Below are 25,555 nucleotides of genomic sequence, written 5' to 3' on the forward strand. Positions count from 1 at the left end.
CCACGACCCGATGGGCGTCGTGCTACGGGCCCGCCAGCAGTTTGAGTCTGCCCGTGGCGAGTGCGCCGAACTCCCCGGCTTCCAGTTCGGGCGGGCGCTCACCGTAGAGTTGCCCTGAAACGCCCACTCACGCGGTGACGCGGTGGTCATTGTGCTACGAATCGACAAGCAGCTTGAGACGATCTTTGGCGAGCCCTTCGAACTCTCGCGGTTTCATCTCGGGTGGCCGGTCCTCGTAGAGTTGCGTCAGCAGCGTCAGGGCCTTCTCTCTGTCAGCCACGGCGGCGTCGTCGGGTAGCATCTTGAGCACGATTGAAGGAAGCTGCGCATAGACTCGCGCCCACGCGCGCCGCCCATCTTGCTCCGCCGCCACGCGACGAACATCTTCGTCGATCAGCCTACTCTCATCGCGTGCGGCCCGCGTCACGATCCAACGAGCCGCACCGTCTGCGCAGCTCACCCCGTCGGCAGCGCGCTGGGCGGCTTCGCGTATGCGAGCGATTTGGCTCGGTTCATACCGACCAAGAAACTCCCTCGTCGCCGAGTCGACGAATTGAGCCCGGGCGTCGCGCTCCTCGTCGGCGTGGGCAGCAGCGAGCTGCTCGGAAAGGTCGACCTGCAACTCCGCATTGATGAGTTCTTCGATCCGGCGGACCTTGGTCCCGAGAGGCAAGCGCTCCAAGACGCGCCGCGCCGCATCACGCGCCTTTTGCACAGCGGAGGCACCCAGCGCACCCAGCGTCCATGCGGTGACGTCATCGAGCCACTCACCGACCCACACCCTTCGCAATTCTGTTTCCTGACGCGCCTCGGCCTCCCGGCGACGTCGGGCCGCCTCACGCCGAGCGTGTTCCTCGCGCTGGCGAGCCTCGTCCTGGACCGCAGCGGCCTGACGCCTCCAGGTCAGCTCGGCCGCGCGACGAGCACTTTCAACCTCGATGCGCTCGCGTTCGGTCTCGAGAGCGAGCCGTTTCCGCCGCTCATCACGCTCGGCCTCGGCGGCAATGATCTCGTCGCGGGTCTGGCGAACACCCTCGACCGCCCGAAGTTCCTCAGCCTCTGCCTTGCGTAGCTCAACGCGAGTGCGCGCCAGGTGGAGTTCCTCGGGATGCGCGCTGTGCAGACTCTGTGCTGCAGGGCTGTTTCCCTGGGAATTTTCTGGTGCAATGCCGGCAGCACGTTGCGCTGCGATTGCAGCAACGTCGGCCAGCCGCACGTGGACGACACCGTCGATCATCTTGCTCGGCAACTGGCGCCGCTCAACGCGCGCATAGAGCGTGCGACGCGGCACCCGCCCTTTCTCCTCTGCTTCGCTAATGCAGACCCAGTCGCTAGCTCCTGCGTCAGCCATGGCTCTGATCTCAGCCCACCAAGACCGCTGATGCCATTGCCAAGGAATGCGACTTCCTTCCATGGCATCGCGTCTGGCGCTTCGTACGATGACGGTCGTTGCGCTGGCGCGCACATTCAAGGAGATCGATATGTTCGAAGATGTAGAGGCATTTCTGGACGACCACGACGGAACGATGACTGTGAGTGAGTTGGCAACGCTTGCCGGCGAGTCGGAAGGTGTCGTGCGCCGTTGGGCCCGTGAGCACGACGTTCGCCGTTGCGGAACGACGTTCGTCTTCGGCCGTGACGCTGCCATGGAATTCGTCGAGGACCTCGATGAGGACGACCTCGACGACAAAGACCTGGAGGACGTGGACGCGGACGACGACGCGGACGACGACGCGGATGCCGAGTGAGCGGCGCACCAGGATGACCGCTTCGGACGAAGAGGCGCTGCAGTTGGCGTCCGAGATACTCGGGCTCCTGCTGCGGCGCCTCGACGTTTCGTCGAACGCCGCGGATGCCTTGGATTCGCTGCGGCTGAGTCTGGCAGCGTGGGGACGGCAGCAGATCCGTCCGGCCGAGCTGCACCGAAACCTGCATTCAATTTACCAGGCGTTGGTGCGCATGCCACGTGACGCCCCGCCTGGCGCTTTCGATGACGCTTACGAAGCGGACGCCATTGGCTAGCGCTTCGTGCGAGTGCGCCGCGCACGGAGCCTTGCCGGCTCCCCGCGGAGCAACTCTAGTGGGTCGACCTCCAGCGCATCGGCCAAACGCTGCACGAGCGCCAGCGTTGCGGAGCGCTCAGCGTTCAGCACAGCCCACATGTGCGAGCGGGCGATGCCGGCACGATCGGCGAAGTGGCTTACCGGCTTGTCCCGCTCCGCAGCCAGCTCCCGGATGCGCCGGGCAAGAACGTGCTCCAGTCGACGTTCAGGCGCCTTCGTCACCCCTCAGAGGGTCGTCGGGCAGCCCAATGCCGGTTTCCTCAATAAAGAACAATCGACCGGGCGCCGGGCGGGCCACCGGCGTGACGGCCGGTGCGCCCACCGCCGTGCGCTTTGCCGTTTCACGCGCTTGTCCGTCTACAACCCGCGGAGTACTGTAAGCAGTATACCTAATACAGAACTGCGGGGATGAGCGATGTCGATCAGGGTACGGCGCGATGCTTTCGGGGTGCTGGCAGTCGTCTTCGCCGGCCTGCTCGCGTGCAAAAGCGGCGACACCTCCAGGGAAGACGACCTGCGCAGGAAAGAACAGGACCTGAGGGAACGAGAGGCGAAACTCAAGGAGCAGCAAGCTGCACCGAGTCCGTCGCCAACTCCCCCGACGGAGACCGCGTCCGACCCTGTCCAGCCCGCCGTGCCGCGCCCAAGCGCGCCAGCCGGTGCCCGTGAGGTCACGGTGGGCGTCTCGCTGGTCGTGGACCTCGCGAAACCCGGTGGGCAACCCTGGGACGCCGCCGGGGACGCCGCGGACCCGACCCTCACCGTGCAGTCCAGCAGCGGTCAGACCGACACCAAGTGGTACAAGGACACGCAGACCGCGAACGCTCAGTTCACGCTGAAACTCTCTGTGGGCGACAGCGTGACCGTGACCGCTGTGGACAAGGATCTCACCGCGCATGACCCGATCGGCACGTTCACGGCGAAGTACGCCGGGCCGGGGAGCAGCGGGAAAGGTCGGAACGGCGCGGGCGCGTTCACGATCACATTCCACTGACAGTGCGGGCGGCCCCAGCGAGGCGCGGCCGATACCGCTGAGCCACGCTGGGCCGTCATTTGAAACATTTACAAGTCCGGAATCCATCGCCAAGTCAATGGGTTGGCAGGGCCACCGGTCTTCCGACCATCCTGCTCGCCGCGGACGGCCACACCCGCCATGTCGTCACAGACGAACACCCGCTGGCCTCCACCGAGCCCGGGTGCGACAACATCTGACGCAGTCAAGCGACGGGACCTGACGCACCGCAATGCAGCTCGCATGCGGCCGACTCGACATGGCACTCGGCGCGACATTTCTTGTTCGTGCGCCGCTGGGGCGCCATCCGCGAGTACCGACGTCGCGGTAGTCTCGCTGGCATGGGTCCCCGGCACCTGCGCAGCCGGCCACAGCGCCCGCGAGCCCTTCGGGGAGTCGGCAGGTAAGGTATGGGCCGGCCTCGACCAGAAGGAAGGTGCCGCATCTGCGGCGTCTCTGGGCCGCTGTCGTGGGAGCACGTCCCGCCCGAGAGTGCGTTCAATAGTAGACCGATCGTTCGCGCACACACGCGGCAGTTGCTTACGCCCGGGCGGTGGGATGGGCGGAGCGGGCGAACGCAGCAGCGGGGCGGAGGCGCATACACGCTCTGCGAACCGTGCAACAACAACACTGGTGCTTGGTACGGAGCCGAGTACGCATCCTGGGCGCAACAGGGACTGGAGCGCCTGCTGCAAGTTCCGCCTGACCGCGAGGAACGGTTCTTCGTGCGGTTCACAGGCAAGCCATTGCGGTTCCTCAAGCAAGTCGTCACGATGCTGTTCTCCGCAAACGGTGACGAGTTCGCAGATCTCCACCCCGAACTCGTCAGATTCGTCCTCGACCGACGCACGCGCGGCCTGCCACCGGAGTACAAGTTTGAACTTGTGCTGGTCAGAGGAAGGTTCGCGCGGCTGTCTGGGCTGTACGGCATCGCGAACCTGAACAACGGCAGAACCGAGCTGGCGTCGGAAGTCGCTCACTACCCCTTCGCCCTGCAAATGATCCTAGGCGACCCGCCCAGGCTGCGCCGTGGGGCGATAGAGCACTTTGCGGATTTCGCGACGGACGAAACGCGCGAGGTCTGGTTGTACACCGTCGCGGGGCACGTCGAGACGAAGTTCCCCGGAGACTACCGAAGCGCCGAGAGGGTCCGGCGCGAAGCAGGGGAGGGCTGAATTGGCCGATAGGCTCAAGACTCAAGCATCGCGTGCGCATTCGTTGCAGGTCGGGCGGCACGCTGCGTTGTGCGCGGAACACGCCCCGCACGCCACCGTCTTTGGAGTAGCCTCGGCGCACATGTGGGTGGAGGGCGTCAGCCGGGGCGTGCGATCGGGGCCAACCCGATGAAGCTGGAGCAACTCCAGAAGGGCGCCCGCGTCCGTGGCCTCGCCGTCGACGGCGTCGCCACAGTGAAGTCGATCGAGTTCCACGGGGCGAACGCGGCGGAGGTCATCTTCACCGACGCCCAGGGCGGGCTCCACACCCGCATCGTCTCGAGAGAGGATGAACCCTCCCTCGATCTCGTCGAGTCCGTCCGCGCTTGGTCCTTCGACGCCGATGGCGACCTGTTCCGCCTCGTCTCGGAGGCCCGCCGCATCGAGCTGGCCTGGCTCTTCGATCCCTACGTCGCGATCACCTGCTCGACCATCGAGCCGTTGCCGCACCAGATCAGCGCCGTGTACGAGGAGATGCTTCCGCGGCAGCCCATGCGCTTCTTGCTCGCGGACGACCCCGGCGCTGGCAAGACCATCATGGCGGGTTTGCTCATCAAGGAGTTGATGATCCGCGGCGACCTGGAGCGCTGCCTGATTGTATCGCCGGGGAGCCTGACGGAGCAGTGGCAGGACGAGCTTTCCGAGAAGTTCGGCTTGGAGTTCGACATCCTCACGCGTGACATGATCGCGGCCGCGCGAACGGCGAACCCCTTCGAGTCCAAGAACCTCCTGATCGCGCGACTCGACCAGCTGAGTCGAAACGAAGACGTTCAAGAACGCCTCAAAGCTGCGCCTGAGTGGGACCTCGTGGTGTGCGACGAGGCGCACCGGATGAGCGGGCACGTCTTCGGCGACGAGATCAAGTACACGAAGCGGTACCTGCTCGGGGAGGTCCTCGGCGAACACACGCGCAATCTGCTCTTGATGACCGCCACACCGCACAACGGCAACGAAGAGGACTTCAACATCTTCCTCGCACTGCTCGATGGCGACCGGTTCGTAGGCCGGTTCCGCGAGGGAGAGCACACCGGCGATCCTTCCGATCTGATGCGACGGATGGTGAAGGAAGACCTCCTTCGCTTCGACGGGTCGAAGCTCTTCCCGGAACGCAAGTCGTACACCGCGCAGTACGAGCTATCGTCCGAGGAAGCCCACCTCTATGCCGAGGTCACCGAGTACGTCCGAACCGAGATGAACCGGGCGGAGCGCTTCGCCGACAAGGAAGCCGCCCGCAAGGTCAACGTCGGCTTCGCGCTCATGACGCTTCAGCGGCGTCTGGCATCTTCACCCGAGGCCATCTTTCGCTCGATCCAACGTCGTCGCGAGCGGCTCGAGGCGCGCATCCGCGAGGAGAAGCTCCTCCTGCGGGGCCAGGAGGCGGGCGGCTTGTCGACACGTGATGGGGCCCCGCAGCTCGACGAGGAGGACATCGACGAACTGTACGACGAGGCCCCGCAGGAAGAGCGCGAGGACATCGAGCAGAAGGTCGTCGATCACGCGACGGCAGCTCGAACGGTCGAGGAGCTTCAGGCCGAGATCCTTCGCTTGAAAGACCTCGAAGGCGTCGCCAAGGCCGTCAACACGTCGGGCGAGGACACCAAGTGGCAGGAGTTGAGCCGCATCCTCGACGACCCGCTGATGGTGGACGAACACGGGCACCGACGGAAGCTCGTCGTCTTCACCGAGTTCAAGGACACGTTGCTCTATCTGGCTCGCCGGATCCGGACGCGCCTCGGCAGACCAGAGGCCGTCGTGGAGATCCACGGTGCAGTGAGCCGAGAAGACCGTCGTAGGGTCGTCGAAGCGTTCATGAACGACCCCACCGTGCTGGTGCTGGTCGCCAACGATGCTGCCGGGGAAGGCGTGAACCTCCAGCGGGCTCACCTGATGGTGAACTACGACCTCCCGTGGAACCCCAACCGCCTCGAACAGCGCTTCGGTCGCATCCATCGCATCGGTCAGAAGGAGGTCTGCCACCTCTGGAACTTGGTCGCGAAGGAGACACGGGAGGGTGATGTCTACATCCGGCTTCTGACCAAGTTGGAGGCTGAGCGTGATGCCCTCGGCGGCAAGGTCTTCGACGTGCTCGGGCAGCTCTTCGACAAGAAGCCGCTACGCGAGCTGCTGATGGAGGCGATCCGCTACGGCTCCGACCCCGCTCGAAAGGCGGACCTCCTACGCCAGACCGACGGCGCAGTCGATCACCAGCACATTATCTCCGTGATGGAACGGCGGGCGCTCGTCCACAACGAGATGGACATCTCCAAGGTGATGTCGATCCGCGAGGACATGGAGCGCGCCTACGCCAAGCGGCTCCAGCCGCACTTCATCCAGAGCTTCTTTGCGGAGGCCTTCCGACGGCTCGGGGGTCAGATGCACCGACGCGAGGAGGGGCGCTTCGAGATCACCCACGTGCCGGCCAAGGTTCGGGAGAGGGACCGCGTGGTCGGCACAGGGGCTCCGGTACAGCTCCGCTACGAGCGCGTGACCTTCGACAAGAAGTACGTGGATGAGCAGCCTCGCGCCCATCTCGTCTGTCCCGGCAGTCCCCTACTCGAAGCGACGATCTCCTGCACCCTGGATGAGCATGTCGATCTGTTGAAGCGGGGAGCGATCCTCGTCGACGACGGTGACGAGGGCATCGTCCCTCGTATGCTGTTTACGCTCGAGCACACTCTCCAAGACGGCCGGAAGGGTCGGCACGGGACGTACAACGTGATTTCCCAGCGCTTGGAGTTCGTCGAGGCATCAGCGGACGGCAGCTTCCGCCACGCGGGTGCCGCCCCGTACCTCGACTATCGGGGGGCCACGGAGGCAGAGCGCGTCGCTTTGGGCGCCGAGGTCGAGAGCGCCTGGCTCAACCAGGAGTGGGAAGCCCTCGTCATGAGCTTCGCGATCCAGACCGTCGCACCCCGTCACTACGAAGAGGTCAAACGGCACCGGCTCCCACTCGTCGCGAAAATTGAGGCTGAGGTGAAGTCGCGTCTGATGAAGGAGATACGCTTCTGGGACGCGCGAGCCGAGGAGTTGAGGGCGAAGGAGCGTGCCGGCAAAAAGACCAAGCTGCCCGCACAGGTCGCCGAGGACCGAGCCAACCGCCTCGGTGATCGTCTCAAGGCACGGATGCTTCAGCTCTCAGCGGAGCGGACGTTCCTCTCGCAACCGCCGGTGATCAAGGGCGGTGCCCTCGTCGTTCCCCGAGGTCTACTCGCGAAGCTGGACGTCGGCGGAGCGGCGCAGCCCGTCGAATCCGACGCGGACCGGGAGCTGACGGAGCGGCTTGCCATGGAAGCCGTGCTCGCTGCTGAACGCGCTCTCGGGCGCATCACTACGGACCGAAGCGCCGAGCGCGGGCTCGGCTACGACATCGAGTCCAAGGAGTCGAAGGAGAGCCACCTCTTCTTCGTCGAAGTCAAAGGGCGCCTGGCGCACGCGGACTCCGTGACCCTCACCCGCAACGAGATCCTCTGCGCTCTGAACGCACCCGAAAGGTTCCGGCTTGCCATCGTGCTGATCGAGAACGGTGTCGCTCGTCCGCCCGTCTACGTGACCCACTTCGACTTCGGCCAGCCGGGGTTCGCGCAGACAAACGCGACGTACTCGTTGAAGCACCTCCTAGACTGCGGGGGCCCGCCGCGATGAGCACGTACCGGAAGAAGCTGATCGAGGTCTCCCTGCCGCTGGAAGCGATCAACGCGGCGTCGGCAAAGGAGAAGTCGATTAGACACGGCCACCCATCGACCCTCCACCTGTGGTGGGCGCGACGGCCACTGGCGGCAGCGCGGGCCGTGCTGTTCGCGCAGCTCGTCGACGACCCTTCCTCGTGGCCGGAGTTGTTCCCGACCGAGGAGGCTCAGAACCACGAACGCCAGCGACTCTTCCGCCTGATCGAGCAGCTCGTGACTTGGGAGAACTCGAACAGAGACGATGTTCTCGCCGCCGTGAGGAGGGAAATCGCGCGGAGTCACGCCAGAGCGTCCTCCTCACCAAAGGCGAAGCTGGTGCTGTCGGACGCGTCGGGACCTTCGGTCGTCAACGACTATCTCGCCACCGAGGTGCCGCCAGTGCATGACCCCTTCGCTGGCGGCGGCACGATACCGCTCGAGGCGCAGCGACTCGGCCTGCGCGCAATCGCGAGCGATTTGAATCCCGTCGCGGTGATGATCAACAAGGCGCTCATTGAGATCCCGGCGCGCTTCGCTGGAATGCCGCCGATCAACCCTGGGTCGCGAGCAACACGAACACCTGGGAGTTGGCGGGCCGCCGAAGGACTCGCCGAAGACGTGCGGCATTACGGCGCGTGGCTTCGCGATGAGGCGAAGAAGAAGATCGGTCACCTCTACCCCGAGGTGAAGCTGCCGAAGGAGCACGGAGGCGGACAGGCCACCGTCATTGCATGGCTATGGGCCCGCACTGTTCCGAGCCCAAACCCCGCGTTTTCTTCAGTGCATGTGCCGCTTGTCTCCACCTACTGGTTGTCCACGAAGGCAGGCAAGAAGGCCTGGCTTCGCCCGGTGGTGAATAAAGGCGGTCAGCCTTGGCACTTTGAAATCGGCTTGGGCGACCCCCCCGACCCGAGCGCGGTCGCGGCCGGCACGAAGGAAGGTCGCGGTGACTTCACCTGCCTGATGAGTGGGGCTCCTATTCCAGCGTCCTATGTTCGTGAAATGGGGCAGGCAGGCCGGATGGGGGCTCGACTGCTCGCCGTCGTTGCCGATGCCCCGGGTGGTCGAGTGTATCTCCCCCCCACCCCCGAGGCAGAGCGCCTGGCCGCCGATGTTCCAGTTCCCGACGATGCACCCGGGACGGAGCTACCTGCTCAGGCTCTGGGTTTTCGCGTGCAGGCGTACGGCTTGCGGCGTCACAGGGACCTGTTCACGCCGCGCCAACTCTTGGCACTCACGACACTGTCTCAGCTCGTGAGCGCCGCCCGCGATCGAGTTCTTCGAGACTTGGCGGATGCCGATCCCAGAGACCCTTCCTACGCTGACGCGATCGCGACCTACCTCGGCTTTTCCGTCAGCAAGGCAACCACGAGAAACTGCGCTCTGGCGCTTTGGGAAGTAGGGATGGGCAGGCTTGCCGGCGCCCTTGGTCGTCAGGCGCTCACGATGATCATGACGTATGCGGAAACGAATCCGCTGGCTGGCGCAGGAGGGGACTTCTACGGCACCACGGTTTCGGTTGCCGAGGTTCTCGACGCCTGGGCCTCCGGGCCCGTCGGACTGGTTGAGCAGGCGAATGCCGCTGATGCTGAAAGGCACCGCGACCGCGCAACCGTTGTGAGCACCGATCCCCCGTACTACGACAACATTGGCTACGCGGATTTGTCGGATTGGTTCTATGCCTGGCTTCGACCCAGCATCGGCCGGCTCTACCCTGAGTACTTTCGGACCGTACTCACTCCGAAAGAGCAGGAACTCGTGGCCGAACCAGGAAGGTTCGGTGGAGATCCGCGTGCAGCCGCAGCACACTTCGAGCATGGCCTCAGCGTCTTCTTCCGGGCACTGCACGACGCGCCTGCCACAGACGCTCCGCTAACGATCTACTACGCATTCAAGCAACAAGAGGTCACCTCGGGGGAAGGGACTGACCAGACCGCAGTGTCCTCGGGTTGGGAAAAGATGCTTTCAGCACTCGTGGAGGCGGGGTTCGAGATCGGGGGAACCTGGCCCATGCGAACGGAGCAGTCGAGCGGCCTTCGCGAGGAGAAGCGGAATGCGTTGGCCTCCTCCATTGTCCTGGTTTGCCGCGTTCGAGCCACCAGCGGGACGGCGGCAACTCGGGGAGAGTTTCGGAGACTGCTACGAAAGGAACTGCCCGACGCCCTGAGGAAGCTCCAGCAGGGAAACATCGCACCCGTGGACGTGGCGCAGGCGTCTATCGGCCCGGGCATGGCGATCTTCTCTCGTCACAAGCAGGTCCTCGAAGCGGACGGCTCGCCGATGAGCGTTCGTGGGGCTCTGCAGCTGATCAACGAGGTGCTCGACGAGTACCTCGCATCGGGCGAGGGCGACTTCGACGCCGACACCAGGTTCGCCATCACCTGGTACGAGCAGCACGGCTGGGCCGCAGGGCCGTTCGGCGAAGCGGAGACCCTCGCCAAGGCCCGGAACGTCTCCGTGGGCGGTGTCGTCGAAGCCGGCATCTGTCACAGCGGAGCCGGCAAGGTCCGGATCCTCAAACGGCACGAGATGCGACCGCTCGACTACGACCCCGCCACCGACGAACGTCCGACGGTCTGGGAGTTCACCCAGCACATGATTCGCTTGCTCGAACAGGAGGGCGAAGAGGCAGCGGGTCGCCTGCTGAAGAAGCTCGGCTCCGCCTCGGATGCGACCCGCGAGCTGGCCTACCGCCTCTACAACACCTGCGAGCGGAAGAAGTGGGCGGAGGACGCCCGTTCGTACAACGGGTTGATCCTAGCGTGGACTGAACTGGAGAAGCTCGCGGCGAAGGTGGGGAATGAACCGGCGCCTGCCACTCCAAGCAAGCCCGGCAGGAAGAGCGTGAAGGCGAAGACGGCGGCCAAGGGCCAGACTCGACTCTTTGAAGGGGACGACGACGGATGACCTCGACTCGGGATCGTGTACGGAAGGCGCTGGACCACGTTCGGGAGGGGCTCAAGCCCTACGTCGAGCGCGAGCTTCGGAATCGCCTGGGAACCAACTGGCAAGAGATGGCGCGGGCCCGGCTGACCCTTCAGACGGGGCGCGACGGGTCCCCGAACTGGGACACGCAGGCACTCTTGAAAGCGATCGGCAACGAGTTCTGGAGCGACGTGTTCCGGATGTCGCTCCAGCAGGTGGATCGGAACTACGCCATCGAACTTCGGGACGTGCGAAACAAGCACTCGCATGACGAGTCGTTCACGAACGATGACGCCTACCGGGCCATCGATACCGCCCAACGCCTTCTTGAAGCGGCTCACGCCCAGAAGCAGGCCGAGGAATGCGGGAAGCTCAAGCGAGAGCTTCAGCAGGGGGTCCTGGCCGAGCAGAAGGCGGTCGATGCAACGAACCCTCTGGCCATCGAAATGGCCACGAAGGCAGGGCTGAAGCCGTGGCGTGAGATCGTGACGCCCCACAAGGACGTGGCGTCCGGCCGCTACATGCAGGCCGAATTCGCTGCGGACCTCGCGCAAGTTCATCGCGGAGAAGGCAGCGACGAGTATCGCGATCCTATCGAGTTCTTCCGGCGCACGTACCTGACGGCGGGGTTGAAGGACTTGCTCGTTGGGGCCGTTCAGCGCATCGCCGGATCCGGAGGCGATCCTGTCGTCGAGCTTCAGACCAACTTCGGTGGTGGCAAGACGCACTCGATGCTCGCGCTCTTTCACATCTTCGGAGACCCGAGGGGGAAGCTCGCCGGAATGGACGAGGTGCTCGCCGATGCGAAGCTGAAGGATCTTCCGAAAGCTCGACGTGTCGTGCTGGTCGGGACAGCCCTTTCCCCCGGGGAGGAGACCAAGAAGCACGATGGCGTTGTCGTTCGTACGCTGTGGGGCGAGCTAGCATGGCAGTTGGGGACGGCTGCTGGCGCCAAGGGCAAGGAGGCCTACAAGCTCGTCGCCGACTCGGACGCCAAGGGCACGAGCCCGGGCTCGAAGGTCTTGGTCGATCTCTTCCGCATGTATGGGCCGGTCGTGGTGCTCATCGACGAGTGGGTCGCCTACGCACGGCAGGTGGTCGGCAAGCGTGACCTTCCCGCGGGCGACTTCGAGGCACAGGCCTCGTTCGCCCAAGCACTCACCGAGGCAGCCAAGGCCGCGGAGAAAACCCTCGTCGTGGCCGCCATCCCGGCCTCGAAGATCGAGATCGGCGGCGAGAACGGCGAGCTTGCGCTGGAGACGTTGAAGAACGTCTTCACCCGAGTCGGCAAGCCGTGGCGCCCGGCGAGCGCGGATGAGGGCTTCGAGATCGTCCGTCGCCGCCTCTTCGAGCCGATCGACGCCAGGGAGAGCATCACCGCACGCGAGGCCGTCGTCCGGAGCTTCGTGAAGATGTACAAGGACTCGTCGGATGACTTCCCGCTCGGCTGCGGGGAGAGGGCGTATGAGCGCGACATCATCAACGCCTACCCGATCCATCCCGAGCTGTTCCGGCGCCTCTACGACGACTGGTCCACGCTCGACAAGTTCCAGCGCACTCGCGGCGTTCTCCGCTTGCTCGCAAAGGTCGTCCACCGCCTTTGGGAGAGTCAGGACGCGAGCCTGATGATCCTGCCGTCGAGCGTGCCCATGTACGACGGCGCCGTTCGGTCCGAGCTGACGCGCTACCTCCCCGACGTGTGGGAGCCGATCATCTCGCTCGACATAGACGGAGAGCACTCGCTACCTCTCGAACTCGATCGGGCCTCACCCAACCTCGGGAAGGTCTCTGCCTGCCGTCGGGTCGCACGGACGCTCTACATGGGCACGGCCCCCGGCGCGGACAACAAGAACCCTGGCATCGACGACCGCCGCGTCCGCCTCGGATGCGTTCAGCCCGGGGAGTCCGTGGCAACCTTCGGGGACGCGCTCCGTCGGATCAGCGATCGGGCGAAGTACATCCATCAGGACGGCAACCGCTACTGGATTTCGACGAAGGCCAACCTCAATCGGCTCGCCGAAGATCGGGCGAGCACGAACCTCCGCGACGCTGAGACCCTGTACGCCGAGGTCGTCTCGCGCATCCAGAGGGACGCGAAGAAGCGCGGCGACTTCGCCGCCGTTCACGCTTGCCCAGAGACCAGCGGAGACGTGGTGGATGAGCCCTCCGCTCGCTTGGTCGTGCTCTCCCCGACGCAGCCCCACAAGAAGGGGCAGACCGGAAAGGACAACGCCAGCCCCGCGGTCCAGGCAGCACGAGCGATCTTGGAGAGCAAGGGCACGGGGCCGAGGCTCGAACGGAACTGCCTCTTGTTCCTCGCGCCCGACTTGAAGGACCTCGATGGCGTCTTGAACGCCACCGCTCATTTCCTCGCGTGGAAGTCGATACAGAAGGAGTCCACGCCCCTCAACCTCGACAAGTTCCAGGAGAACCAGGTCGGAACGAAGGTCGAGGAGTTCGACAACACGTTGGATGTGCGCCTGCACGCGACGTACGCATGGGGGCTCGCACCCAGGCAGGCGGACCCCAGCGCCGAGATCGAGTGGGAGGACTTCAAGGTCGGTGGTGAGGGATCCCTTGCGGAGCGGGCAACATCCCGCTTCACCACGGAGTGGGTCCTCCGCTCCAAGCTCGGCGGCGTCGAGCTTCGCGGAGTGCTCGACAAGCACCTCTGGGGCGAGCGCGAGCACGTGAGCGTCGCCCAACTTGCCGAGTGGTTCGCTCGCTACCTGTACCTGCCGCGCGTGACGAACCGCAGCGTCCTCGAACTCGCCGCTCAAGACGGCGCCTCCGTGCTCACTGCGGACGACACATTCGCGGTGGCCGCAACCTTCGACGAGACGAAGAAGCGCTACAGCGGCTTGAAGGTTGGTGAGGGCCAGATCGCCGTCGTCGATCGGAACACGCTGCTCGTGAAGGCCGCGGTGGCGCGTGCCCAGCGGGAACGTGAACGGGGTCCCGCGGCCGCCCCCGGTGCTCACGACACCGGACGAGCCCCGACCGGCAGCGACGGGCCGCCGGCATCCCAACAGATGCCGGCTCCGGGCGCTCCCAAGCTGCCGCCCAACACCTTCGTCGCATCCGTGAAACTCGACCCCGCTCGAGTCGTGAAAGACGTCGGGCGGGCGGTCGTAGAGGTCCTGGAGCACCTTTCCACGCTGCCGAATGCCGAAGTCGAGGTGACCCTGGAGATGCGAGTGTGCGTCCCTGAGGGCATCAAGGAGACGGCCGTCCGGACCGTCAGCGAGAACGCGAAGACGCTCAAGTTTCAGACGGCGGCGTTTGAGAGGGAGTAGTCGATCGTGGCCGGCAGGAAGAAGTCCGCGGACGGTAGCGACGCTCCGTCTGTGAAGAAGAAGCCGGGCCCCCCGAAGCGGGGCGCACCCTCGCCCACGGATGAGCCGCCGAACCACGTTCTCGACACAGAAGACCGCGGCGACGAGACCCAGCGCAACTTCCGCTATCAGCACGCCTACGGCGTGATTCTGCTCATCGGCGCCGCCCTCAAAAAGCAGCCTTACGTTGCCATCTGGTGCGAACATCACGAAGACCTTCTGGCGGAACGCAGTGACGGACAATGGGAGGGCTACCAAGTCAAGACGCGCCAGCGCGAACAGGGTGAGTGGACCCTCGGGGACACCGAGATGTGTGGTGCCGTCAAGCACCTCGTGCATCTGGACATGCGCTTTCCGAACCGTATCGCCAACCTGCACGTCGTTTCGAACGCGCGATTCCTCGACACCGATGGGGAAACGAACGCCCACCGCTCCCTGCCACGTCTTCTGGACGCGGTGCGAAGGGCTTCGGATCCGAATTCCGTGGCTGCACCCTTCGATGGGGCCTTCAAGAAGCTGGCCACGGACATCGAATACCCCCACGAGCCGCTGTTCGTTGCCCTCCGGAAGATGTCGTTGGAGAACGGACCTAAACGCGAGAGCTTCGATGCAGAGATAGCGCACAACCACGTCCCCCTTCTAGCCGGTTGCGCGGGACTCGCGCGGGCACAGCTCAACTCCCTCCGAGATGAGCTGGTTGCCCGGGTGTACAGGGCGTCCTCCCTTGGGAGCGACGATCCGGCGCGTCACTGGTGCTGCGTCTCCGGCGATGACCGTAAACATCCGGAGATCGCCGCGAAGCGCATCACCATCCAGGACCTCTTCGATGTGGTCGCAGACCGACAGTCAGCGCCGTTCCGCTACCTCCCGGGAACAGCATCGCTCAAACCCGGAATTGTTGAGAGGAAGCTCCCTGTGCTGGAGGCGAAGCTGCTTGCCGCTGGCTTGCAGAGCCAGGTGGAGATTTTTCGCGACCGGATGTTGGCGACCGAAAGGCGTCTACTTGAGGTCACCGACGCAGCGCCCGAGAGGACCGCGCCGCTGCTCGACCAAATCGAAGGTGTGGTGAAGGGCGAGTACTCAGAAGCGCTTCTCGCGGCGGAGCAATTGTCGCAGCCCTACGGCCGCCGACTGTTGCAGGATGTCTATGGTCGGCTGCGAGCCGCTGCGACGGACCGACCTGAAATGGTTGAGCGCCAGCCTTACGAGTTGCTGGTCGGCGTGGCGGCGATGCTCACGGCCGAGTGCCACCTTTGGTGGGGGCCGAAGTTCGACCTCGGGGGGGCGAGGTGAGCCTCCGAATGATCAGGTCCGCAGCCCGCGTCGGGCTCATGGATGAGCCCCACGAGGCCCGTCTTCTCCTGCTATTGCTCGCTGCTGAGAAGAAGAGTGAGCGTCCTGTTGATGGTCTGACGAAGCTGGCCAAGCTCGACTTCCTGCTGCGCTATCCCAACTGTCTTGAGCGCGCGCTCAAGGCGGCCGAGAAGGATCCGAGCAGGGCGCACGTCCAGCCCTATGAGCGGGCGAATATCGAGACTTCGATGATCCGGTTTCGTTATGGTCCCTGGGACCACCGCTATCGACGCTGGATCGCGCTGCTTAGCGCACGCCGATTGGTCGGAGCTACCGTGGAGGGCCGCACCGTGCGTCTGCACCTGACTCCGATGGGCCGTTCCTTGGCTGCAAGCCTAGCGACTCAGGAGGCGTTTCAGGACCTCGCGGTTCGAAGTCGTGTCGTCACGCAAGCCTTTGGGGACCTAACGGGTTCGCGCTTGAAGAACTTCATCTATGAGGTGTTTCCAGAGCTGACGAACATGCGTTGGGGTGAGGAAATCGTCCTGTGAAGCTCCGCATCGTTCGACTCACTCTCGTCTGCAAGCGAGCGACGGAGACCGTGGACTTCGCCGACATCTCCTATTTCCACGGGGAGATCGGGGCGGGCAAGTCGAGTATCGCTCATCTCGTTGACTACTGCCTCGGCGGAACGCTGCACGACACGCCTGCTCTTCAGAGCGAATTCGTGCAGGCCGAGTTGATCGTGCGCGTCGGTGAGACCGATGTGGTCCTGGTCCGGCCGCAAGATGCCACTACTGTTCACGCCGCTTGGCACGACGGCGACGAGCCGTTCGACGTGAACATTCCTGCTCGGGTCGGTGGCGACGAGGTGCTTCCGGGCACAGGTGTTGGGGTCCTCTCGGACCTGCTTTTCCACCTCGCGGGCATGAGAGTGCCGCGGGTTCGGAAGAGCAAGCTGAAGGAGGACTCGGATCTCGTCCGTCTCAGCCTCCGCGACCTCCTCTGGTACTGCTACCTGGACCAGGCGCACATGGAGAGCAGCCTGTTTCACCTGGAGCCCACAGCAGATTTCTCGCGACGGCTCAAGAGCCGGGATGTTCTGCGCTTCGTGCTCGGTTTCCACCACGAGGAGGTGGCCACCCTCGAGCGGGAGTTGGATGACCTTCGCGTCAGACGCCGTGCGACCGAGGAGGGAGCGAGAACGCTGCGATCGGCGTTGGCAGATGCCAACCTGGCGTCAGAGGCGGAGATAGACGTGCGACTGGAAGCCATCAAGGCAGAAAGCTCGGCCGTCGAGCTGCAGGCCGGTGGTCTTCGTGAGCGTACCAGGCCGGCCGAAGGGCACGGCGCCGACGCCCTGCGCCTCAGGGGGAGGCGCCTTGGTGAGGAGATCGAGGCAACGGAGAACGCGGTCGGAACGGTCCAAAAGATGATCTCCGACGAGAAGCGACATCTCAACGAGCTTCGCATGTTGGGCGTCCGCTTCCGGCGCTCGGATGCAGCGAGGGCGCTCCTCGCGGGCGTCGCGTTCGAGACCTGTCCGCTGTGCTCCAAGACGCTGCCACCGAGGAAGCTCGGCTCGTGCGGTCTATGCTGCCAACCCGACGGCGGCGAAGTGTCTTTGTCTGAACTCGACGTGGCTGAAAAGGACGCAGAGGCTCGACAGGTCGAGCTTCTGGAGTCGATACAGCGACGGACGGCGCAATTGCGCAAGTTCAAGCGCGATCTCGACGAACTTCGACGAGCCAAGTCCACCACGGACAGGGAGCTGTCGGAGGCACTCAAGCAGTACGACTCGCTGCTCATGTCCTCGTTGATCGACCTGGAGCACAAGAAGGCAGCGCTGGTCGCTGAAGGCGAGCGCCTGGAACGGCTCCGCGTCCTTCCCGTTCGAGTCACCGAATTGTTGGCCTCTGCTGACGCACTTGCCGCTGAGGAGAGTCGTGTCCGACGCGAATTGGCCGAGGCACGCGAGAAAGCCGAGGGAGATGCCGGCAACCTCCGGCTCCTGGAGGATCTCTTCAAGGACTGCCTTGTTCGGGCGAAGTTTCCCGGGATCGGCGCAGAGCACGTTGTGAAGATCCAGGCAGCGAACTTCTACCCACAGATCGTGCGACCGGGCGAGGAGGAGTTCATCGTCGCGAACCATGGCAATCTCAGCAGCGGAGGGAAGGTCACCATCTTCAAATGCTGCTATGCGATCGCCCTTCATCGTCTCGCGGCTCGCGTAAACGGTCCTCTGCCCACGCTGTTGATCATAGACACGCCGATGAAGAACATCAGCGAGCGCAACAACCGGCCTATCTTCGAGTCCTTCTACGACATGGTGTACGACCTCGCCGGAACCGAGTTGAAGGAGACTCAGTTCGTCCTCATCGACAAGGAATTCCGAGTTCCGCCCGAGAGCTTCAGCAGGAGCCTGAAGGAGCGACTCATGGCGCCTACAAGCGACGCGCACCCACCCCTCATCGGGTACTTCAGGGAATAGCCAGAGCCGCCGTCACTACCAGCAAGTGCAGCACAAACCCGCATAGGCGGCCGGGCCGGGCAGTGTGCAGCGCCTTGTTGGGCGGCGGACCGTCACTTTCCCCTCGCCTCATCGATGGCTGCTTGAATGCCCGCATTCAACGAACCGGCTGCCTCGAACACCTGTTCGCGGAAGGCTTCCGTTTGCTTCATGAAGTTGCTGTACTTCTTGAGTCCGACGTGGAGGTTGCGCTCTGCTTTCAGGCCATCGAGTCGCATGCGCCATCCACCAATCGGATCTCGAGGAATCGGAAGTGGATAGTTGACCTCCATCCATTGAAAGCGCTCGGCGACGGTCCGCGCTTTGCAGTCGTGCTCAGCTGCAAACTTCTCTCCTTCGTCTGTAAAGGTGAGTGGAGCTACCTGGGCTCGGACGGTGGCTCGGTCGCGCGTCGTTGGTTCAAACGCGTCTTCGCTGAGAAAGCGCAGGGCCTCATCGATGTCATCAATCGTACGTTCCATGTCCGCGCCCAGCGACTTTATGAGGCCGTCGCTCATGTCGTCAGCCACTCCGCGAAGGCGGACCCACACTTGCGCGAAGTCCTCACGGGTGGGCGCCGCAGTGATTCCACGACCCACTCCGAGGTGCTTCTTTGCCCGGTGTGGAACCTCGTCAGCAGAAGAACTTGACCAATGCGAGGGACCACGTGCCCGAGTCATAATCGCGCACGCCAGGCCGAAATAGAAAAGGGCTATCGAGTGAAGTATGCCTTCGTGCCGATGGCCAGCGTGGTGCGCGCTGTTGCGGAACTCGTGAAGGATACGAATCGACTCAGCTTCATCCGAATCGAGGAGCTTGGTTATTTCAGCCAATTTCACCTTGTCGACGAAGTGTTGGCCTTGGGCGCGCGACACGACTTTGAGATCAACTTCGGGAGGTTTGTTGCGATCCCAACGGCGCTGGTTCTCCGCGGCGATAGTTCGAGCGTGTGAGTGCAGCGCAAGCTCTACGACATTGTCGACAAGCATGAGCCCAAAGCGCGAAAAGTTTCGGTCTCTGAGCGCGAGCTGGTCGAGCGCAAGATCGAGTTGATCAAGCTGATCGGCGGAGAACTGCGCTTGGGTGCTCCACATGGGATCGAGGTCAGCCGCAGGAAGAGGAAGATGATGCATCCGCATCGATGAGGCAAGCATCAGGACGATCGCGCCGCGGCGTCCTGACGGTCCGCCCAACGTATCGGCGTTCACCTGCCGGCGCACAGAGGGGAGCGAGGTGACCGACGGCGACCGTCAATGCAACGGCATGCTAGGCGGCGAATCGCTCTTGGGCTCAGGAAGCAATTGCCCGAGCTGCGCCAAGAACAGCGGGCCGCTCCGATGCTCGTAGTGCTCCTTCACCGCACGGCGCACATTCCCCATGTCGCGGCCTGATTCATTGTTGTCGTCGTCCACGTTAGGACTATCGTAACGATATTCTGAGGCGGGCGCGAGCGGGAGAATGACGATGCTGAGCTGGCGGTGCCCAACGGTTGCGATTCACTTGGCGTGCAGCGCGATCACTTCATGCGTGCTGGCACAAGGATGCCATCTCCCTTGGCGTGGGGAGAAACAGCAGGGGAGAACCTGGCCCCACGCCCGCAGGTGTTCGGCGCACCGAGGTCCGTTCGGGCTTCCGCGTCACCGGCGATCGGAGTCGTCCATCTTGGGGTCGCGCATGACCAGCGTTTCGCTCCAATGACCACCGGTTCGTTGTTTCCCAAAGCGGGCCCGCCTCGGTTCACTCCGCTGAACGAGATGAGGCACGAGGCCCTCGCGGTGGAGACCGAAGAACAACTTGCCGCAAACGCCAGTGCCTGGGGCATCGTGTCCGTCGGCGGCGGTGTCGGGTTAGCTACGCAGTACGCTTCCTATCGAGCATACCAACTCTCCTACGTCGTCGAGCTCGATGACTCGGGGCCGATGCTGGAGCCGCCGCCCGGCGCGGTGTACTACCCCTGGAGGATCTACTTCGGCCACAGCTACGAGGAAGTGATTTCCGGGGACGCGCGAACCTTCAACGCAGACGCACGCGCGAGCTTCCTCAATTGGGGCGGAGCGATCTCCGCGTTCACCCAGAGGTCCAAGCTTTCGAGCAAGATGGCTGGCCGCGGATTGGTCCCAGTTAGCGGACAGGCAATCTTCGCGAAGAGCCCCTCGGAGGTCTACGGGAACTACCGGGCCGAAGGTCCTGCTGTGCCCATTTTCACAGAGTTCCGGCAGATCCCCTACCGCTCAGAACTCCCCGGAAAAATGGCGTGGATTTACCCAATCGAAGTCGAAATCCGTTTCACCCGGGTTCAGATTTCCGAAGATGGAACTTGGGGCAGCACCCCGTGGAATCTTCGCGCCGATTGCCTGCTGAACGCTACGGTTGTCCCGGTCTCAGACCCAACGGTCCTGGAGGCCCAGCGCGTCGACAGCCCGGAAAGCGTCAACCTGTCATGGGTTACGCGTATCTCGGCGTTCGATGGTGACAGGGTCGAGTGCGCTACGTCCGGAAGTTTCAGTGATCATGTCACGTCGTCAACCCAGATCGCACGAGGCGCGATGCAGCCGGTAACCGTGAGTTCATCGCTCTCCGCATCCGGTGAGTTCCGCGCATCGAACGCGAAGTCGTCGTACGCGGTTTCTTGGACCGCCCAAGCGATCCCCAAGGCATCCGCAGGCGCTGGAGTTGTGCAGTGACGGCAACGCGGACACTCAGCTCGGCCGGACGCCCACGCCATTGCGCTAGGCGCAACGCTGGCGTCTTGACCTCTCGCTTCGCCGCCCACGCACCCGTTTGGCCCGCGGCCGGCCACCGGGTGAGCTTGGGGCTCAGCGGCTGTCACGCCGCTTTCACCTGCCCACCTTTCTGGGGGGTGGTGACCCGCCGACCGTCGCGCTAGCCGCCGGTCTTTCCGCTTGGACCGTTGACCGGGAGTTCGCAGGTCTTACTTTGCGACCGGAGCGGCCGTGGAAGACAAAAAGAATCCGCCGGTTCTTGGCTTGGCTGGACAGCTTTTGGTGAACCTTTTTGCCAGTCGGTCGGAGGATTGGTCCTTCACTGAAGGACCTTTGTCTGGCGCCCAGGCAGTCGCTGACGCGATTCGGCGGTCGGTCGAGAGCGGCGAAGCAGTTCGATTGGACGAAGCGGTGGATCGAAACGTCATCTTGCGAGGCTTTGAGATCTACGTGGAGGGCCTGAAGCACGAAATCGGGCTCATCTCGTGGACCGATTTGGACAACCCGAACTTGTATCGCCACATCGCCGCTTCCAGTGGTGCAACCGAAGCCGTGCCTCTTCCCCGTGCAGGCCTGCTCGGACTTCAAGAGCGCGCTGCACTTGACCGGCCAACAGCGGCACTCGTGGTTCACAATCACCCACCCAGTGAGGAACGAGAATTCTTCACGGAGATGCTGGGCTTCCTCCCAGGCCCATCCGCACAGGATCGGGACCTCTCAGACAAGCTGCGGAAGTATTTCCGCAATCTGGGCTCCAGCGTGCAGCTCGAAGCGCTGCTGTTCGAAGGCGAATTCTGGAGGCCAATTCAGTGGCAATCGCACGCAGTGCTCGCGCGCGTGCTTTCTGATCTATTTCAGGGGCCTTCCGACAAGCGCTGAACCGGGCCACTTCGCAGGCGGGGACCTTCATTCGTCGGGGCGATCCAGCAATTCGACTAGCGTCCGCGCTCACCCGACTTTGTGTCGGGGTCGTCGTGGGGGCGACGGTGTATGCAGCGGGCCATGAGTTCCGCGTTGAAGGCCGACGACGATAACGGAATTACGCTGACCCGCGAAGACCTCTTCGACCTGGTCTGGTCCAAGCCGATGTCCAAGCTCGCTCCCGAGTTCGGCATGTCCGACGTCGCGCTTGCCAAGCGGTGCAAGCGGCTCGGGATCCCGTACCCAGGGGTGGGCTACTGGGCCCGACTGGCCGCTGGGCAGAAGCTCAAGCGCCCGAAGCTGCCACCGCCGCCGAAATCTCTCAAGCCGTGGGAGCTGGAGATCACGTTCCGCAAGCCGCCCGTGCAGCGGCACGAGGAGCCGGAGCCGCCCGCGCCGGAAGTCGTGGTGCGCGACGCGCTTCGGTCGCCTCACGCCGTCGTCGACCGCCTTCGCGCCGAGCTGCGCGAAGCAGGGCCCGACCACAATGGCCTGCTGCGGGTTTCGCAGACAAGGGTCACCGACACCGCGCTCAAGATCGGCCCTGACTCGATCAGCAGGACGCTCCGAGCGCTCGACGCGCTGTTCAAGGTGCTGGCGGAGCGCGAGCACGAGGTGCTCCTGGTGGAGACCGGCTACGAGAAGAACCTGGCGATCAAGGTCACCGTCGAGGGCGAGAACGTCGAGCTGACCCTCGAAGAGGTCGTCGGCTGGCGCCCTCACTTCGCCACCGAGGACGAGAAGCGAGACCACAAGAGCCTGGGCACCCAGGTCCCGAAACACGACCGCTACCCGTCCGGCCAGCTCAAGCTCCGCGTCCAGGGCGGCTCGATCTGGTCCGACTCGAAGGCGGTGCGACTCGAAGAACTGCTCGGCCGCGTGGTCGTGGACGTCGAGCGCGCCGCCAAAAAGCTCCGGCAGGGCCGCATCGACATGGAGCGGCAGCATGCCGAGCGAGAAGCCGAGCAGCGCAGGCGTCTCCGCACTGAGCGTCTCGGCTGGTACAAGCGCGAGCTGGCGAAGGCGTTCGAGCGCATGGCCGCAGACTGGCGCAAATCGCAAGACCTTCAAGCGTTCGTGACCGCCTACGAGCAGGCTCTCGGGACCAAGCAGCTCGACTCGGTCACCGAGCGCTGGCTCGCGGCTGTGAAGCGCTACGCGAAGGCGGTCGACCCGCTCAACGAGGTCGAGCAGCTGGCCACGGAGCTAAATGACCGGTCGCGATTGTCGATCGCGGACGGCTGTTAGGAGTTGAAGTTGCCCCCCCACGCCCGTGCTCGGCTGCGCCTGCGCGCGGGCTTCCCCCCCAAATCGGCCGCTGCGCGGCCTCAGGGGGGGAAAACGTCGTGGGATGGATTGAAAAGTTGGGAACCATCGACGATGACGGAGTTGCAAGACAACCAACATCGGAGGTTCCCGTGGGCATCTTACCGCGTTTGCCGCGACACGAACGACGACGATTGCTACACATCGGGCGCAGCAGTGGCGACCCCGCCACAGCCCTGCGATTTCAGGCCGTTTACAAGCTGCTCTGCGGTCAGCGCACCGTCGCGGTTGCTCGTGCGCTCGACCTTGCCGTTTCGACCGTCGTCAAGGCCGCGAATCGATTCTCCGAGCAGGGCATCTTCGGCCTCTACGACCAGCGCAAAGGAAACGGGGCGCCCAAGGTCGATGCTGACTTCCGCGACGAGCTCTGGCGGGTGCTCGAGCGCGTTCCCCTCGACTTCGGCTGGGAACGTCCCAGCTGGACCCGCGAGCTGCTCTGTCTCGAGTTGGAGCGGCGCGGCTTCGGCCGCATTGCCGTTTGCACCATGGGCCGCGCACTGCGCGATCGGGGCGCGACTCGGCGCCCCAAAGCCCATCGTGCTCTGCCCCTGGCGCAAGGCCAAGCGCGAGCACCGCCTTCGCGCGCTTCGGCGCCTGGCGGAGACCGCATCTGCCCGGCAGCCCGTCTTCTACTGCGATGAGGTCGACATCCACCTCAACCCGAAAATCGGCCGCGACTGGATGCTCCCGGGGTCCAACGCCGGGTGGTCACGCCGGGCAAGAACCATAAGGCCTACATCGCCGGCGCTCTCGACGCCCGAACCGGCCAGCTCGTCTGGGTCGACGCCGAGAGCAAGGCGAGCTGGCTTTTCTGCAAGCTCCTCTGGCGCTTGGTGGAGCAGAACCCGCAAGCCCGCACCATCCACCTCATCGTCGACAACTACGTCATCCACAGCAGCAAGGTCACACGCGAGGTCCTCGCTCACTTCGCCGACAAGATCCAGCTACACTTCCTGCCTCCCTACTGCCCGGACGCCAACCGCATCGAGCGCGTTTGGCTCGACCTCCACGCCAATGTCACCAGGAACCATCGCTGCGTCACACTTCCCGAGTTGATGCGCCATGTCCGACGCTTCCTCAATGACTTCAACCGTCGCCACACTCGCGGCCTCGCGCTGCGGCGGGCGGCCTGACGCAGCCGATCGCAAATCGCTACGCGAATTGCGATCGGTCATTTAGAACCCAGCGACGAGGTGCTGGAGGCGGAGTGGAAGGAGCACGAAGGGCGAGAGCGAATGCGCGCTAGCCAGCGCTCCTCGAAGGAATACTGAGCCTGTCGTCACTGCCGCGTAGTGCGCCTTGCTGTGCGGTGTTCAACGGCGTGACGCCCGAGCCCCGCAGCCCCGCCCTCCAGCGCGGCGCTGGCAGCTTTGCGCCAGCTGCGGCGTTCTCGTACGGTTCCGGGCAATGCATTGCCCATACTGTGGCTACGACAAGCCGGACGAGTTCACGGACGAACATGTGGTCCCCCGAGCCCTCGGCGGCGGCGTCCAACCGACAAATCCCTTCATCCTACGCATTTGCGAACCCTGCAATTCCGCGTGCGGGCGCTGGATCGACGGTCCATTTGTCCGTAGCTGGTTGATCCACAACGCGCGCGCGGCCTGCGCCGTGGAGTTCTGTGACCCGACCGCGAAGCCGGTTGTCCCGTTGACCTTCATTGGTGCGATGAAGGCTTGGTCTCACGACGGAACAATCTGCGACTTCTGGCTTGGCCCCTTTGGCGATCACATCTACCACGTTCACCAATCCCACCCGGATCAGCCCACCTTTGTCGGGAAACCTCCGCATGTGCGCAACTCAGACTGGGATCCCGGAGCGGTCTACATCGCATACGTCACGCGCGATCCGATCTGGCACGACATCATCTGGAGAAGCGCAAAAGCCGCGTTACGCGGGGCCCCGATTCACTTCGTGAACGCAGCGCCCAAAGGCCATCTGCCACCGCACCCGCCCGTACCGACGGAGCGGGCTCATCACATCGAGTTCATCAAGTCATTGCCAGTGGGGGAGATGCGCGACCACGAGGTAGCGATCTCAACCGATCTCGGCGCGCGCTTTCTGGCCAAGCTCGCCCTCGGATTCGGTTGCCTCTTCTTGTCGCCCGGGTTTGCGACCAGCTCCGACGCGGCTCAGCTTCGCCGGTTTCTTTGGGGGCGCAATTCGGACGAGCGCGACAATGTGCCCATCCGCGGATCGGGCTTCCTGGGGTCCAACGAGGAGCTGGTGAAAACGTTCGGGTGGGAGAGTTGTCACACTCTCGCCCTCTTCCCGTCCGGGGGGGAGTTGGCGATGGTCGTGGTGTTTTACGGAAGGCATGGCGCAGCGCTGGTGATGTCGTCCGACCCGAACCACTGGCGCGGCCACATGGGCGACAGTGGTGCGGCGTGGGTCGTCGCCCCGGGTCTGCGCCGCTGCGCCGGGCCGACCCCCCTGGCAGAGTTCCTCGTCGAAAAGCATTCGGGGAATCCGACGGGCGTTCTCGCAGATCTTTGCGAGCAGTTAGCGCGCGCGTCGCGCTTTGAGGTGCCGCCGAGGAGTCAGGCGAGAAGGTAGATCGGTGACATTC

18 protein-coding genes and 1 pseudogene are annotated in these 25,555 nt (G+C 64.1%); 15 read left to right on the forward strand and 4 right to left on the reverse strand.

Annotated elements, in window-relative coordinates; all coding sequences use genetic code 11:
• Nucleotides 1–154: 154 nt before the first annotated feature.
• The gene (locus IPI67_26775) at nucleotides 155–1,351 is read right to left on the reverse strand and encodes a hypothetical protein (GenBank protein MBK7583785.1); all 1,197 of its coding nucleotides are present in this window, start codon (nucleotides 1,349–1,351) and stop codon (nucleotides 155–157) included.
• 88 nt (nucleotides 1,352–1,439) lie between these two features.
• Here IPI67_26775 and IPI67_26780 point away from each other — a divergent pair, with 88 nt between their 5' ends.
• Entirely contained in the window at nucleotides 1,440–1,748 is a 309-nt protein-coding gene (locus IPI67_26780) for a hypothetical protein (protein MBK7583786.1), read from the forward strand.
• 13 nt (nucleotides 1,749–1,761) lie between these two features.
• Nucleotides 1,762–2,022 carry a hypothetical protein gene (locus IPI67_26785; GenBank protein ID MBK7583787.1) on the forward strand — a complete coding sequence of 87 codons (261 nt, stop codon included), beginning with the start codon at nucleotides 1,762–1,764 and terminating at the stop codon, nucleotides 2,020–2,022.
• On the opposite strand, the gene IPI67_26790 is transcribed toward IPI67_26785, so the two are convergent.
• Nucleotides 2,019–2,285 (reverse strand): helix-turn-helix transcriptional regulator, encoded by a 267-nt coding sequence (locus IPI67_26790; protein MBK7583788.1) that lies wholly within the window; start codon nucleotides 2,283–2,285, stop codon nucleotides 2,019–2,021. The genes IPI67_26785 and IPI67_26790 overlap by 4 nt on opposite strands.
• 193 nt (nucleotides 2,286–2,478) lie before the next feature.
• On the opposite strand from IPI67_26790, the gene IPI67_26795 reads away from it, so the two are divergent.
• The 8 genes from IPI67_26795 (at nucleotide 2,479) to IPI67_26830 (ending at nucleotide 17,998) form a co-directional block, all read left to right on the forward strand.
• On the forward strand, nucleotides 2,479–3,057 hold the full coding sequence (locus IPI67_26795) for a hypothetical protein (protein MBK7583789.1): 579 nt from the start codon (nucleotides 2,479–2,481) through the stop codon (nucleotides 3,055–3,057).
• A gap of 743 nt (nucleotides 3,058–3,800) precedes the next feature.
• Nucleotides 3,801–4,250: a hypothetical protein gene (locus IPI67_26800; GenBank protein MBK7583790.1), complete on the forward strand. Its 450-nt coding sequence runs from the start codon at nucleotides 3,801–3,803 to the stop codon at nucleotides 4,248–4,250.
• A 153-nt stretch (nucleotides 4,251–4,403) separates the two neighbouring features.
• Nucleotides 4,404–7,931, forward strand: coding sequence for a DUF3883 domain-containing protein (locus IPI67_26805; protein ID MBK7583791.1), 3,528 nt, complete (start codon nucleotides 4,404–4,406; stop codon nucleotides 7,929–7,931).
• On the forward strand, nucleotides 7,928–10,861 hold the full coding sequence (locus IPI67_26810; GenBank protein MBK7583792.1) for a DUF1156 domain-containing protein: 2,934 nt from the start codon (nucleotides 7,928–7,930) through the stop codon (nucleotides 10,859–10,861). Before IPI67_26805 ends, IPI67_26810 begins: the two co-directional genes overlap by 4 nt.
• Entirely contained in the window at nucleotides 10,858–14,175 is a 3,318-nt protein-coding gene (locus IPI67_26815) for a DUF499 domain-containing protein (GenBank protein ID MBK7583793.1), read from the forward strand. Before IPI67_26810 ends, IPI67_26815 begins: the two co-directional genes overlap by 4 nt.
• A 6-nt stretch (nucleotides 14,176–14,181) precedes the next feature.
• Complete coding sequence (locus IPI67_26820; GenBank protein ID MBK7583794.1) at nucleotides 14,182–15,507, forward strand: DUF4297 domain-containing protein; 1,326 nt, start codon at nucleotides 14,182–14,184, stop codon at nucleotides 15,505–15,507.
• An 8-nt stretch (nucleotides 15,508–15,515) separates the two neighbouring features.
• A complete protein-coding gene (locus IPI67_26825) occupies nucleotides 15,516–16,058 on the forward strand; it encodes a hypothetical protein (protein MBK7583795.1) in 543 nt (180 codons plus the stop codon).
• The gene (locus IPI67_26830; protein MBK7583796.1) at nucleotides 16,055–17,998 is read left to right on the forward strand and encodes a hypothetical protein; all 1,944 of its coding nucleotides are present in this window, start codon (nucleotides 16,055–16,057) and stop codon (nucleotides 17,996–17,998) included. The genes IPI67_26825 and IPI67_26830 overlap by 4 nt, the downstream gene beginning before the upstream one ends.
• Before the next feature lie 92 nt (nucleotides 17,999–18,090).
• Here IPI67_26830 and IPI67_26835 read toward each other — a convergent pair whose 3' ends face one another.
• Together IPI67_26835 and IPI67_26840 are read right to left on the reverse strand one after the other, a co-directional pair.
• Nucleotides 18,091–19,224: a hypothetical protein gene (locus IPI67_26835; protein MBK7583797.1), complete on the reverse strand. Its 1,134-nt coding sequence runs from the start codon at nucleotides 19,222–19,224 to the stop codon at nucleotides 18,091–18,093.
• Between the two features lie 42 nt (nucleotides 19,225–19,266).
• Nucleotides 19,267–19,428: a hypothetical protein gene (locus tag IPI67_26840; protein ID MBK7583798.1), complete on the reverse strand. Its 162-nt coding sequence runs from the start codon at nucleotides 19,426–19,428 to the stop codon at nucleotides 19,267–19,269.
• A gap of 282 nt (nucleotides 19,429–19,710) precedes the next feature.
• Here IPI67_26840 and IPI67_26845 point away from each other — a divergent pair, with 282 nt between their 5' ends.
• From IPI67_26845 to IPI67_26865, 5 genes and pseudogenes are all read left to right on the forward strand, one after another.
• Nucleotides 19,711–20,700, forward strand: coding sequence for a hypothetical protein (locus IPI67_26845; protein ID MBK7583799.1), 990 nt, complete (start codon nucleotides 19,711–19,713; stop codon nucleotides 20,698–20,700).
• Nucleotides 20,701–20,970: 270 nt separating this feature from the next.
• A complete protein-coding gene (locus IPI67_26850) occupies nucleotides 20,971–21,618 on the forward strand; it encodes a hypothetical protein (protein MBK7583800.1) in 648 nt (215 codons plus the stop codon).
• 123 nt (nucleotides 21,619–21,741) lie between these two features.
• Nucleotides 21,742–22,908 carry a hypothetical protein gene (locus IPI67_26855; protein MBK7583801.1) on the forward strand — a complete coding sequence of 389 codons (1,167 nt, stop codon included), beginning with the start codon at nucleotides 21,742–21,744 and terminating at the stop codon, nucleotides 22,906–22,908.
• Nucleotides 22,909–23,186: 278 nt separating this feature from the next.
• Nucleotides 23,187–24,119: pseudogene (locus IPI67_26860) on the forward strand (IS630 family transposase).
• 274 nt (nucleotides 24,120–24,393) lie between these two features.
• On the forward strand, nucleotides 24,394–25,542 hold the full coding sequence (locus IPI67_26865; protein MBK7583802.1) for an HNH endonuclease: 1,149 nt from the start codon (nucleotides 24,394–24,396) through the stop codon (nucleotides 25,540–25,542).
• The last annotated feature ends 13 nt before the right edge of the window (nucleotides 25,543–25,555 follow it).

Source organism: Myxococcales bacterium, from assembly GCA_016706225.1.
Lineage (GTDB): Bacteria > Myxococcota_A > Polyangia > Polyangiales > Polyangiaceae > JADJKB01.